Origin of the sequence: Paraburkholderia sp. Cy-641 (assembly GCF_011752945.1) — a bacterium.
Taxonomy (GTDB): Bacteria; Pseudomonadota; Gammaproteobacteria; order Burkholderiales; family Burkholderiaceae; genus Paraburkholderia.
Genome location: NZ_VWWM01000010.1, coordinates 88,586 through 101,021, shown reverse-complemented (window position 1 = coordinate 101,021; position 12,436 = coordinate 88,586). Strand labels below are relative to the sequence as shown.

Genomic DNA, 12,436 nt, shown 5'->3' with positions numbered 1-12,436 from the left:
TTAACCGTCGATCAGGTCGGATGTGTGCCGGCCGGCGTATCGACGTCGCCGTCGATGCGCGCGCCGCTAAAACGCTCGTGGAAGTCGCCGAGCTCGATCGTGAAGTCGTCGAGCGCGGCGATTTGCGCTTCGCTCAGTTCCGGGTGTTCCGCGCGATACCACGCGCCGTATTCGGGCAATTGCGAGGAATAGGTCTTGAAGTAGGTGGACCAGGCACGCAGACGCAACTGCGGGCGTTGCGCATCGAGATCGAATTCCATGAGGCGCAGCCAGCCGTCGCCGATGCCGTCGATCACGCGCGTATCGGGCGAGGTCATGCGCAGCGACTGCTTGCGGCTTTGATAGTTGGTGAGGAACTGATAGACGTCGTGGCCGTGCCGGTTCTTGTCGATGCGATGCTGCACGCCGTGAAAGTGGCCGTTGAGCACCGCGAGAATCGGGTCGTGCCGCGAAACGAAGCGCTCCCACAGGCGCTCGGGGTCATGGCGCTGCGGATCGAGACGCGAAAGATCGAGACATTCGATCGATTCGCGGCGGCCGTTGCTGTTGAGGAACTCGTGAATGGAAACGATCGTCGGCAGGCCAGGAAACGCGGCGAGCACCGATTCGGCCCATTCGATCACTTCGCTGTCCGGCGACATCTCCATGCCGAGATGCAGGAAGCGATAGCCGCCGCCGTTAAAAATCTGCGCGCTGTTCGCGCCGCCGCGCAGCGATGCCACATACCACGGCTGACCCTTGAAGAAGGGTGTGCCGGCGCCGAAGTTGCGCGTCCAGTTCACCAGTTCGCCGCAATGCAGGCCGCCGATGCCGCTGTAATCGCCGGGCACGAGCTCGCGCGCGCTGGGCGGATGGTTGGCGTCGGTCCAGAGATGATCGTGGTCGTGATTGCCGGGCACGACCGAGAACGGCAGCGTGCCCGCGATGATCTCGTAGGCGGCCTTCGCCGCGGGAATCTCGACCTCGACCACTTTCTCGGGCGAAGGCGGAATCAGCGAGTCGATGATGGGATTGGCGACGGCCTTGTCGCCGCGCGCAGCGTGCTCGCGGTCGAGCGCGTTGCTCACCGGATGCTGCCACATATCGCCGAGCCCGGTAGCGAAGGCGATTTCGCCGCCGTTCTTCACGGCGTTGCGCGCGATGTAGTGCATCATGTCCCAGAGAATTTCGCGGGAGTTGAACGGGAAACCCGCCTCGCGCTGCTGGGTATGACTCGTGTAGTTTTGTGTGTCGGGGATGACCGCGATGCTGAAGCGATGGCCCGGCGTGGCCTTGGATGACTGCATAGAAACTCCATGAGAGCGGACGTAAAGCGTCGGAGTCGAAGCGTGCCTGTCATGCTTCACGAATCAACTAGAACACTTGTACAGTATCTGGCTATTAAGGCGGCGCTGTGACATCGCACGGCTCACGCAGCTCCGGACGTAGCCTTCATCACCAAGAAAAATGAGGAATATGACGTGAGGTTTACAAGATGTTGATCGGCTACAATCTCGGCTTCGAGCTGCGATCAGGGCGTGCGAAGCGGCCAGATCAACACGAGAGACAGGAAGAAATATGAAACAGTTGTACAGTTTTGGGCTGAATGGCCGGACTGCCCGCGGGAGGTGCCGTTGAGCATCGAAACCTCAGCAGGCCCGAGCGCGGAGCGCCTCAAGCAGGCCGCGTTCGATCTGGCATGCGAGCAGGGGCTCGCCGCCTTGAGTGCCCGCGCGCTTGCGTTGCAGACGGGCGGTAGCGCCTCCGCGATCAACTATCACTTCGGCAGCCGGGACAAGCTGCTGCTGGCGCTCCATGGCGAGGCCGCCGAGCGCTCGGCCAAGGCGCGTGAGGCTGCGCTGGAGTGTGGATATGCCATGGTGCCGGACTGGGCAGACTGGCCTTATGTGTTTGCCGCCGTGCTGCAGGCGCGGCTGGGGCGTGAGCGCGCGGCGAACCTGTTATTGCTCGAACTGGAGCACGAGAGCAATTCGGGCCGCGAGCCCGGCCTGCGTGAAGCCGCGCTCGGCGAAGCGCATATCGAGGCGCGATTCTGGTTCGAATTCGCGAGCCGCTTCGGGGCGAGCGAGGCCGCGGCGCGCGTATGGGCGGACTTCGCACTCGGGCTCACCGGTCTTCTGATTGGCGAAACCGAGGCCGTGGCTTGTGCCGCGTGGATAGCGGCGCCGGCCGTGCGACTCCAGCAGCGCCTCGGCAGGCAGCCGGTCGCGCTCGTCGAGCGCCGCAAGCCCGCCATGGCGGATCGCGAAAGGGCCGCGCTCGACGAGGCGCGCACGGTGACGGGGTCGGCGCGCGCGAGCAGGACCACACAGGCGATTCTCGACGCCGCCATGACGACGATAGCGAAGCAGGGCGCGGACCGCCTCACGCAACGCGAGGTCGCGACGCTGGCCGGCGTGTCGCTTGCTTCGGTCACCTACTTTTTTCGGACCAGGAACGATCTGATCTATGCGGCCTTCGATGCGCTGTGCCAGCGCATGCGCGCGCGGGTCGACGCGCTGGAGCGTCGTGCGGCAGACGAGTTCGTCGAGGCCAACGTGCTGCTGCAGAAAGGGGACGGGCTCGAGTCGCTCGCGGCGCTCAATGCGCTGCTACGCGCGGCGGCACGTGACGCCGCGCTCGCGCCCATTGCCGCCGAGATCCGGCAGCTACGGGGGATCGGCTCGTTCGTCATGCTCGGCAAGCTGGGCCTGCGGACCGACTGGGTCGATGCCTATGTCTGGGGCGTACTGGCGGCCGGCAGCACGCGCACGTGTCTGCTGGCGCATCCTCACGATCCCGTTGCGGCAATCGAGGCGGCGGCGGGGGAGACGCTGCTTGCGGTGTTCGGTGTGCGCGGCTGATGTCCGACTCTCCTTCGTCGGTCGATTTGTATTGATGGATGAGCGTGTTCTTGGAGTCGTTGCCTCGCAATCAGGTTCATTGACTCGCGTCTGTATGGATCACCGCGTAAGGCTGTGGAACAATCTCTTTTCCCACATAAATCACCAATAAAGAACGGAGCTTGTTATGACAGCAGAGCGCGAGACTCGTGCGAAGACCGTACTGCAAAGACTGCGCGATGAGATTGACGGGGATGTATGGCGGTGGCCTCGTCACCCCGGCCGCATCGACAAAGTGCGGCGCGTCATCGCGGGATGCGAGAAGCGTATCCTGGACCCTATCAAAAGCCGGCACGAGAACGTCGCGTGCAGCGGCGATGCGAATACTTGCCACCTGTTTCAGGCGCCGCCGACTTCCGGGATGCGTGATCGACGCCTATGCATGCGTCCCGGCTGTGGGCTTCGCAAGCGTTGAGAACAGGAGAGAGAAACCGCCTTTGAGGTCGGAGAAAGTTCACGACTACCGTTGATTGAACCGGGCTGGTACGAGAGGACGGCGCTTCAGGATGCGGAGCGACATCGAAAGTTCCATGGCCCGGATTCACGACATGATCCGTCGAATCAGAAGCGCTGGAAAATGCCGGCCTGAATGCCCAACTGGTTCTTTCCTGCCAGCGTCATGCCGCCGACATCGACACCCGCCGTGCTGTTCTTCGAATTGAACATATAGCTCGCATTCGAATACAGGTAAGTATTCTTCGACAGGGCGTACATCGCCGAAAAAACAGTATTCGTTGCCTTCACGTCTTTTCCCGGGACGTCGACGTGATAAAGGCTGCCAATTAGCGTGAGTGCGGGCGTGACCTTCACGCGCGCGCCTCCCCAATAAAGATTGGAGTTGATGGAGTTTGCCAGGAACTCCGTCTTCAGAAGCCGATACCCCGCCATGAATACCCATTTGTCGACGTTGACGCTTGCGGCGGCCACGTAGCGCCTCGCGCGGTCTCCCGGGACGGACGTGGCGGGCGTGAGGCCAGCCGCGAGCGTGCCCAGCCCCGAGCCGGTACTGGACAACGGCCCGTGCAGATTGTCGTAGGCGAGGACGCCGCTGAAGACCGGACCTTTGTACTGGGCCGTGAACGCAAGGTCTTTCGCTGTCGACGCGCCGCCGGCGGTGCCGCCAATCGGCGTGCCGATGCTGTCGTACCCCATGCTGTAGAAGCCGGTGAGCCTGAAGTCGCCGAGCGTGCGCGTGTAGCGGATGGACTGGTCTCCACGACTCACGAGCCCGGGGTCCAGCGTCGCCAGCGAATATTGGGCGTACGTGGTGGGATCGTAGCCGTTGAGCACGTCGTAGATGGGGTTGTATACGCGACCGAGCCAGAGTTCGTTGTCGTGCCCGCTCAGGCCGAGCGCAGCTTGCCGGCCGAACAGGCGGTTACCCTGTCCCAGGGTGCCCTTGGTTTCGTCGAAGCCCGATTCCAGCCAGACGGAAGCTTGCCAGCCATTACCGAGATCTTCGCGCGCCCGGATTCCCCAGCGCGATTCCTGGATATTGCCGTCCTGCAGTTGCACCAGCGAATGTGAAGTCTTGTTCGCGTTGGTCAGATATTCGACGCCGGTGTCGACGATGCCATAGAGCGTGACGCCGCTTTGGGCGTGGGCCGATAGCGGAACCATTAGCGCACCCGCCGTGGCTATCAGGGCTTTCGACCATGCAAGTCCGATCTTCTTCATGTTTTGTTATGCTAAATAATAATCTGTTGTTTGGATAACATTGAAATACGGTGTGCTGCTTGCGATCGACGTTCAGCGAACCTCGTTATCGCGGCGGTGCCACGAGAGGGTGGCTTGCGCAGCCGTAGCGAACGCAAGCCACCTCAGCAAGGCAGGGTGACGCCAAAGACTCAGCGCAGACTCAGCGCAGATTCAATACGAATTCAACGTGGACTCAGCGCCGCCGACCACGGCGAAAACGCATCGCTCACGCCTCGGGCGGTCACGCCGTCGAAGCGCTCGATAATGCTCGGGCGGGCGAAGTTGATGGGCAGGACGTTGTGGTCCACGACCTCGCATTCCCCGAGCTGGCGCAGCGCATCCAGCACGTCCGCGGAGAGCCTGCGGTCCGCGCTCAGGCGCTCCGGTCCCGATACGTCGATCCTCGGCCAGTGTCCGGCATCGCCCACGTCCATATCGAAGTCGTGCACGAACAGCAGGAGTTGCGCGATCGCGGCCATGATCCGCCGGCCGCCGGCCGCTCCGCCGACGACAACCGGGCGGCCGTCGCGGGCGATGATGGCAGGACACATGTTCGAAAGCGCCTTCTTGCCACCCGCGATGCTGTTCGATGTGCCCGGCCGCGGGTCGAACCACATCACCCCGTTGTTCATCACGAATCCGGTCGAGGGCAGCACGACGCGACTGCCCATCGACGACAGCAGCGTCGTCGTCAAGGCGACCATCGAACCGTTTGCATCGCAGACGTTGATGTGGGTGGTGCAGCCCTTGGGCGAATGCGGATCGCTGTCCTCGTGCAGGCGCTTGCGGTACGCCGACTTGAGCGCCTGGGCCATGCCGGCGTACCACTGCGGGGAAGGCCGGGTTTCGCTGCCGCGGCTCGATGGCGGCTGCAAGGCGGCGAGCGCGTCCGCGAGCGTCGGGCCGGCGTTGAGGCCCGACGAAAGCTGTATCGTCGATTCCCCCCATGGCACCGACAAGGCGCCGGACGTTTCGACCGCATAGGCTTCCAGTTCGTCGCGCCCGATCAGGCCGCCCATGCCGGCGATATCGTCGACGATGGTTTTCGCCAGGTCGCCGCGATAGAAATCGCGCCATCCCTGCTGGGCGATCTGCTGCAGCGTGTCCGCAAGGCGGCCCAACGGCAGGAACCCGGGCGTGCCCTGGTACGGCGGCACGGGCGGCAGGCCATCGCGCAGAAAGATCCGCGAAGTCTCGGCATAGCGGCGCATGATCGGCGCGGCCTGCGCGAGCATCAGGGTGGTGAACCAGTCCGAGGCGAGGCCGCGTTTCGCGAGGGCAATCGCGGGTTGAATCACTTCCGACAGCGGCATCGTGCCCCATCGTTCGAGCATCGTGCCGTAGCCGGCCACGGCCGTCGGCAGGCAGAACGACAGCGGCCCATGGGAGTTTGCGTCGTCTTGCACCTGCGGCCACGGAAACATGTCCGTGGCCGGCTTGCCGGTCAGCGGAAACAGCTCCGGGCGCAGTTTCTGCGGCGCCACGGGGCCGAAGTGGATCGAGGTCGCGGCCTTCTCGTCATGGCCCTGGTAAAGGGCGAAGCCGATGCCGCCGAGCCCGGAGTTCCAGGGCTCGACGACGGCGAGCGCGAAGGCGACCGCCACGGCCGCATCGACGGCGTTGCCGCCTGCTTCGAGCACCGCCGCGCCGACGGCGGAAGCATCGTACGACTGGGAGACGACCACGCCGCGCGAAGATTCGGCGATGGGCTTTCTGACCGACCAGTTATGCACCGGGTGGTCCAGGGGTTCGTAGGAAACCATATTGTTGGCGTCTGCAATGGTTACGTCGGGTTGCTATTTGAAGCGGCCTCGTTTTCCGTCGCGGTCAAGAAGGCCTCCTCACGGATTTCAGACAGCATGCGTCTTTGCATACCGTACGATATCCGCATGCGTGGCAATCCACGTTTTGCGTTCGCGGGCGTAACGGAGCAACTCCTCGAGAATCCAGATTCGCGAGCGCGCGCTGATCATGTGCGGGTGCATCGTCAACTGGAAGATGCCGCCTTCTTCAATGGCGGCGTCCAGTTCCCGCTTGAAGATGTCGAACACGTCGGCCGGCGCGGTGTAGGGGCGCAGCGACTGGAAGCGGTGCATGTTGAAATACACGGCATCGTCGCGAATCCATTCGACCGGCAGTTCGACCACGTCCGTCGGCTTGCCGTCCAGAAGCAGCTCGTAGCAGTCGTCGTCTGCCATCAGCGAGGAATCGTATTCGAGGCCCATTTCCACCGCGATGCGCAGCGTATGAGGGCTGAAATCCCAGGAGGGGGTGCGCATGCCGACGGGCCGCACGCCGGTAATCGAGGTCAGCGTGTCGGAAGCGCGCAGCAGCAGGTCGCGTTCGGCTTCGTACGGAAGAATCGAGTTGAGCTCGTGAATCCAGCCATGCAGGCCGATTTCGTGGCCGGCATCGGCGAGGCGTTTCTGTTCGTCGGGGTAGGTGAGCGCCGCGACGGCGGGCACATAGAAGCTTGCCTTGGCGTCGAACTTGTCGAGCGTCCGTTCGATGCGCGGCACGCCGACGCGATTGCCGTATTGGCCCCAGCTCATGCGGCCGATGGATTGTCCGCCGTCGCGCAGCTCGCCGGTTTCATGGTCGCTGTCGAAGGAGAGCGCGACCGCGCACGGCGCATTGCCGGGCCAAGAAGCCGGTTTGAGCGAGCGGCCGGCACGCACCTGGTTGAGGAGTCCGCGCCATTTCGGTTCGTCCCATTGCCACGGCTTCAGTTCTTCGTTGTTCGTGTTGTTGCTCATGCTGTCCAACTCCTTGTCTTGCTGATGACTTACTTGCCGCCGTCGACGGCAATGATTTGCCCGGTTACGAAGGACGCCAACGGCGACGCGAGAAACACGGTGACGTTGGCGATATCCTGCGGTGTGCCCAGGCGGCCGAGTGCGATGCTGCGCATCAGGGCGGCCTGCTTCTCTTCGCCCATCGCGTCCCATTGGGCCTCGGTTGCGGCATTCGTGCGAACGAAGCCGGGCGCGAGCGCATTCACGCGCACGCCGTAAGGGCCCAACTCATGAGCGAGCTGGCGGGTGAGGCCCAGCGAGGCGTGTTTGGCCGCGCAGTACGCCTGCACGCCCGTGAGCGATGCCTGCAGCGCCGCGCCGGAGGCAATCGTGACGATGGCGCCGCTTTTCCGCGCTTTCATCACGGGGGCGACGGCGCGAGCCAGCGCGAACGCACTGCCGAGATTGATGTCCATGATGCCGTCCCATTCGGCGTCGGTGACCGACTCGATGGGCTTGTGGGCGTGTCCCATGACCCCGCCGGCGTTGTTCACGAGGACGTCCACCTTGCCGGCCGAATGAGCGACGGATGTGATCCAGTCGGCCGCCGCGCGCCGGTCGAGCAGGTCGACGACCGCGGTCCGCACGCCCTTTTCCTCGAGCGGGCGCAGGGCGGCTTCGCTCACGTCGGTCGCGTAGACCGTTGCACCCAGCTCGGCAAATTGCGTGGCGATGGCGGCCCCGAAGGTGCTGCCGGCGCCGGTGACGGCGACGACCTGCTCCGAAAAATCCAGTTTCATGCGATCAGCTCCAGAAGGTTGGCGTCCGCGAGGGCGCGTCGGCCGTCTTCGATTTCGTGAATCATGTTTTGCAGGGCCGCGAGGGTCGGCGTCGCGATGCCGAGGCGCAGGCCGGCGCGGACCACTTCTCCGACCTGCATGTCGACTTCGGTTTTGCGCTTGCGGATGGCGAGGTCGCGCCATATGCCGGAATGGGTCTTGGCATTGGGCCGGTTGAATTCGACCATCGCGGCGACCGTGGCTTCGACTTCGGCAACCGGCGCGTTGGCACGGAATGCCTCGGGGCGAAAGCCGTTGAAGCCCTTGGGCGCGATGCCTTGCGCGGCGGCCACGCTCATGACTTCGCAGCCGAGCCGCTGCCAGAGCGGCAGCAGCTCGGGACGGGCGAGGCAGTCCGCAATGCCGAGATCGCCCACGGCTTGCGCATGAAGCATCGCTCCGTAGGCGAGCTTGCCCCAGAGGTACGCGTTGATGTCGTCGGTGGCGATGGCCTCGGGCTCGAAATGCCGCATGTCCGCGAGCAGTTGTTCGAGGCGCGCGCTCGGCGAGCCGTCGAGTTCGCCGAGCACGACCGCTGCGCGATTGCCGAAGTGGACTTCGCCAGGGCCGATCCAGTCGGCCCCGAAATTGACGAAGGCGCCGATCACGCGCTCCTTGCCGACGATCTGCGCGATGTAGTTTTCGCACAGGCCGTTTTGCAGCGAGAGCACGTAGCCGTGATCGTCGAGGAACGGCGCGAGACGCCGCGCTGCCTCTTCGGTGTGCTGTGCCTTGACGCACAGGAAAATGCGTCGCCATTTTCCCGTGAGTTCCTCAGGCGTGAAAGCCGGCGCGGTAACGTGCGGATTGCTGACCGGCCCCGTGATGGCGAGGCCTTTGCCGGGCGTGCGGATCGCGTCGACGTGCTCCGCGACGACGTCCACGAACGTCACGTCGTATCCGGCTTGCCGCAGATGAGCGCCGACCGTGCCGCCAATCGCGCCGGCGCCCCAGATCAGGATGTCATGTTCCATGCTTTCTATCAGCCCGTGTGGTCAATCGAGTGATCCATGAGCCGTCTCCTTGAGGCCAAGAATGACCACGCCCGAGACGATCGCCGATGCAATCAGGTAGTACGCCGGAGAGATGGGCGAGCCGGTCTGCTGGATCAGCGTGGTGGCGATGAACGGCGCGAATCCGCCGAAGATCGCGGTCGCGAGGCTGTAGCCGATGGACAGCAGCGTCGTGCGCGACTTCGTCGGGAACATCTCGCACAACGCGGCCGGCCCGGCTCCCGAGAAGGCGGCGATAAAGATGTTGAAGAAGATCTGGATCGCGAGCGCGTTGCCGAGGCTCGGGTGCTTCAGCAGCAGCGAGAACAACGGGTAGGCAAAGATCGTGAAGACGATGCAGCAGGAGAGGAGCAAGGGTTTGCGGCCCCAACGGTCGGACAGCCAGCCGAAAAACGGCGTCGCGGCCACCAGGATGACGAGCGCGATGGCATTCGAGGTGAGCGCCTGCATCTGCGTGAGGCCGACATGCTGCACCATGAAGGTCGGCAGATAAGACAGCATCACGTAGTACGAAACGGTCCAGATGATCGTGAAGCCGAACGCCCGGCTCATCATCGCGAAGGCCGCGCCTTTGGTCGGCTTGGCGACCGTCTCGCCCTTGGCCTGAGACTCTTCGAAAGCGGGCGTTTCGCGCAGCGTGCGGCGCATGTAGACGCCTACGACCACGAGGATCCCGCCGAGCAGGAACGGCACGCGCCAGGCCCATGCGTCCATCTGCTGTGCCGTGAACATCGAGGTGACGACGGTGACGACAAGGCTCGAAACGAGGGTGCCGCTGGCAATCGATGCCTGGCCGAAGCCGCCAAAAATGCCGCGCTTGCCGTCAGGCGCCGATTCCACGATCAGCGAGGTGGAACTGCCCCATTCTCCGCCGGCCGCGAGCCCCTGGGCGATGCGCAGGACCACGAGCAGAGCGGGGGCGATGACGCCGATGTTCTGGTAGGTCGGAAGCAGGCCGATCCCGACCGTGCCGAGCGCCATGCCGAAGATCGTGATCTGCAGCGCGATCTTGCGGCCGAGCGTGTCGGCGATGCGTCCGATGATGACGCCGCCGAGCGGGCGGGCGAGAAAGCCGACGCCGAAGGTCGCGAAACTCGCCAGCAGGGCCACGACCGCGTCGCCCTGGAAGAACTTGTGGCCGAGCGTCGGGGCGAGAAAGGCGTAGACGATCAGGTCGTAGTACTCCAGCACGTTGCCGATCATGGCCGCCGCCAGTTGCTTGCGCGGTTTGACCTCTTCGTGGGCCATCTTCATTTCCTCACTAGCCAGAAGGGTGTTTGAGCTTCTCATGCGATTCGCCTGTCGGTTGTCTTGAATGCACGTCGGTGATGCTTATGCAGCGACGTTCGTATATACGAACGTCGTTCGTATTTGAAAACATATTTTCACGAGCAAAAGTCCGTGCCTACTGGGGTTAACCCGTCACGTGCCGCAACGGCCGGCCTGTCGTGGCGTATCCGCGGCCGCGTATCCGTTGCCGGGGCTGACGCGAACCGACTAGCGTATGATTCCGGGCTATCGTAAAAATGACTGATGAACGGCCCGCGAGACGGGAAGTCACTGCTAATCGAAGAGATCACCATGAGTGAGGTTGTGCGCTCCGCGGCGCGAGTCCTGGACCTTCTGGAATTTTTTGCCGGCCTCGAGGGGGCCGCAAACCTGGCCACGGTCACCGCCACGTTCGGCCTGCCGAAGAGCAGTGCCTTTGGCCTGCTGAAGACGTTGTGCGCGCGCGGCTACCTGGTTCGCGACGACCGGGGCATGTACGAGCTGAACACGTATTTCCGCGAGCATGGCTTCGGCTGGGGCGGCGACCAGATGGCGCGCGTGCTCGCGCTCGTCGAACCGGTCATGTCCGCTTTGGGCGAAGAGCTGGGCGAGACGGTCACCCTCGGCTCCCTCACCAACGACGGGCACATCAAGATCGTCAAACAAACGCTTTCCAGTCAGCCGGTTCGCTATGAAGGGTTTTCGAACAGGCTGCTGCCCGTTCATTGCACGGCGATGGGGCGGGTCATCCTGTCGGTGCTGCCGGAAGACATCGGCCATCGCCTGCTGCGGCAGCACGAGATCGTTGCGGTCACGCCGGTCACGATCACCGACCTGAAGCGCATCGAGCAGATCGTCGCGCAAGCGAGGATCGACGGCTACTGCGTGGTGGCCGACGAGTCCGACCTGGGCGGGACCGGCGTGGCGACGTGCATATCCGGCGGCCCAGGCCGCCCGACGCTTGCCTTGAACGTCGCCTGCATATCGGCCCGCTTCCCGGAGAAACGGGAGCGCGTCATCGCCGCGCTCATGCGCGAGGCGGAAAAGCTGCGCGAACTGACGGGCCGCTAGTTTTACGACGAGGTGAACGCGACGGTGCGCTTTGGCCGCTCGTCGACCGAGAGCGAGAAAACGTCCGGTCGCGAATAGTGGCCGGTCACGTCGAAATCGTAGCGAGCCCGAATGATTTCATCGGTATCGATCTCGGCCACGACCAGTCCCGTCTCGCCGTGCAGCGGGCCGGCGAGCACTTCGCCCAGCGGCCCGACGATCAGGCTTCCGCCGTTGATCAGAGGACGGTCTTTGTCCCAGCCGGGCACCTCGATGCCCAGCGCGGCCGGCGACGGCTGCACCTGGCACGCACTGATGACGAAGACCCGGCCTTCGTGAGCAATGTGCCGCATGGAGCATTGCCAGATGTCGCGTTCGTCGACCGTGGGCGCGCACCATATCTGCACGCCTTTCGCATACATCGCCGTGCGCAGCAACGGCATATGGTTCTCCCAGCAGATCGCCGCGCCGACGACGCCGGTCTTTGTTTCCACCGCCGGCAGCGTCGAGCCGTCGCCTTGTCCCCAGATCAGGCGTTCCGTTCCCGTCGGCATCAGCTTGCGATGTTTGGCCACGAGTCCGTCATCGGGGGTGAAGAACAGCGCGGTGCAATACAGCGTGCTTCCCGAGCGTTCGATGACGCCCATGACGATCGACGCATTGCATCGCGTGGAGAGCTCGGCGAGCGAGTCGGTTTCCGGGCCGGGCACGTCGATCGCGTTCTCGAAATACCTGGCGAAGACTTCACGCCCTTCGGGCAGCCGGTAGCCGAGCCGCGTGCCGAATGTCTCGCCTTTCGGGTAGCCGCCGAGCAAGGCTTCGGGCATGACGACGAGACTCGCGCCGGATGCGCGAATCTGATCCTCGAACGACAGGATATGTTGAAGCGTTGCCGCTTTGCCCTGCGGTGATGCGCCGATCTGCAATGCGGCAACTGTCGATTTAGGCAT

The 12,436-nt window shown here is 63.8% G+C and carries 10 protein-coding genes; 2 read left to right on the top strand and 8 right to left on the bottom strand.

The genetic code is table 11. The features are described 5' to 3' along the window. Positions 1–11 precede the first annotated feature (11 nt). On the bottom strand, positions 12–1,286 hold the full coding sequence (locus F3J20_RS08115; protein WP_167047054.1) for a serine/threonine protein phosphatase: 1,275 nt from the start codon (positions 1,284–1,286) through the stop codon (positions 12–14). Between the two features lie 327 nt (positions 1,287–1,613). Between F3J20_RS08115 and F3J20_RS08110 the strand changes: the two genes are divergently transcribed. Continuing rightward, complete coding sequence (locus tag F3J20_RS08110) at positions 1,614–2,843, top strand: TetR family transcriptional regulator (RefSeq protein WP_167283001.1); 1,230 nt, start codon at positions 1,614–1,616, stop codon at positions 2,841–2,843. Positions 2,844–3,443: 600 nt separating this feature from the next. Here F3J20_RS08110 and F3J20_RS08105 read toward each other — a convergent pair. The 6 genes from F3J20_RS08105 to F3J20_RS08080 form a co-directional block, all read right to left on the bottom strand. After that, complete coding sequence (locus F3J20_RS08105) at positions 3,444–4,559, bottom strand: porin (protein ID WP_167282999.1); 1,116 nt, start codon at positions 4,557–4,559, stop codon at positions 3,444–3,446. Positions 4,560–4,762: 203 nt separating this feature from the next. Beyond that, the gene (locus F3J20_RS08100; RefSeq protein ID WP_167282997.1) at positions 4,763–6,343 is read right to left on the bottom strand and encodes a gamma-glutamyltransferase; all 1,581 of its coding nucleotides are present in this window, start codon (positions 6,341–6,343) and stop codon (positions 4,763–4,765) included. Positions 6,344–6,430: 87 nt separating this feature from the next. Further along, positions 6,431–7,336, bottom strand: a complete 906-nt coding sequence (locus F3J20_RS08095; protein ID WP_167282995.1) for a polysaccharide deacetylase — start codon at positions 7,334–7,336, stop codon at positions 6,431–6,433. Positions 7,337–7,365: 29 nt separating this feature from the next. Further along, entirely contained in the window at positions 7,366–8,115 is a 750-nt protein-coding gene (locus F3J20_RS08090) for an SDR family NAD(P)-dependent oxidoreductase (protein WP_167282993.1), read from the bottom strand. Beyond that, complete coding sequence (locus F3J20_RS08085; protein WP_167282991.1) at positions 8,112–9,128, bottom strand: ketopantoate reductase family protein; 1,017 nt, start codon at positions 9,126–9,128, stop codon at positions 8,112–8,114. Before F3J20_RS08085 ends, F3J20_RS08090 begins: the two co-directional genes overlap by 4 nt. Before the next feature lie 21 nt (positions 9,129–9,149). Continuing rightward, a complete protein-coding gene (locus tag F3J20_RS08080; RefSeq protein WP_205299251.1) occupies positions 9,150–10,415 on the bottom strand; it encodes an MFS transporter in 1,266 nt (421 codons plus the stop codon). 333 nt (positions 10,416–10,748) lie between these two features. Between F3J20_RS08080 and F3J20_RS08075 the strand changes: the two genes are divergently transcribed. Beyond that, the gene (locus tag F3J20_RS08075; protein WP_167047034.1) at positions 10,749–11,507 is read left to right on the top strand and encodes an IclR family transcriptional regulator; all 759 of its coding nucleotides are present in this window, start codon (positions 10,749–10,751) and stop codon (positions 11,505–11,507) included. Between the two features lie 2 nt (positions 11,508–11,509). On the opposite strand, the gene F3J20_RS08070 is transcribed toward F3J20_RS08075, so the two are convergent. Continuing rightward, entirely contained in the window at positions 11,510–12,436 is a 927-nt protein-coding gene (locus F3J20_RS08070) for a carbon-nitrogen hydrolase family protein (protein ID WP_167282989.1), read from the bottom strand.

Coding starts and splice junctions, on each gene's coding strand:
- F3J20_RS08115 (WP_167047054.1), bottom strand. CDS start 1,286: ATGCAGTCATCCAAGGCCACGCCGGGCCATCGCTTCAGCATCGCGGTC.
- F3J20_RS08105 (WP_167282999.1), bottom strand. CDS start 4,559: ATGAAGAAGATCGGACTTGCATGGTCGAAAGCCCTGATAGCCACGGCG.
- F3J20_RS08100 (WP_167282997.1), bottom strand. CDS start 6,343: ATGGTTTCCTACGAACCCCTGGACCACCCGGTGCATAACTGGTCGGTC.
- F3J20_RS08095 (WP_167282995.1), bottom strand. CDS start 7,336: ATGAGCAACAACACGAACAACGAAGAACTGAAGCCGTGGCAATGGGAC.
- F3J20_RS08090 (WP_167282993.1), bottom strand. CDS start 8,115: ATGAAACTGGATTTTTCGGAGCAGGTCGTCGCCGTCACCGGCGCCGGC.
- F3J20_RS08085 (WP_167282991.1), bottom strand. CDS start 9,128: ATGGAACATGACATCCTGATCTGGGGCGCCGGCGCGATTGGCGGCACG.
- F3J20_RS08080 (WP_205299251.1), bottom strand. CDS start 10,415: ATGGCCCACGAAGAGGTCAAACCGCGCAAGCAACTGGCGGCGGCCATG.
- F3J20_RS08075 (WP_167047034.1), top strand. CDS start 10,749: ATGAGTGAGGTTGTGCGCTCCGCGGCGCGAGTCCTGGACCTTCTGGAA.
- F3J20_RS08070 (WP_167282989.1), bottom strand. CDS start 12,436: ATGCCTAAATCGACAGTTGCCGCATTGCAGATCGGCGCATCACCGCAG.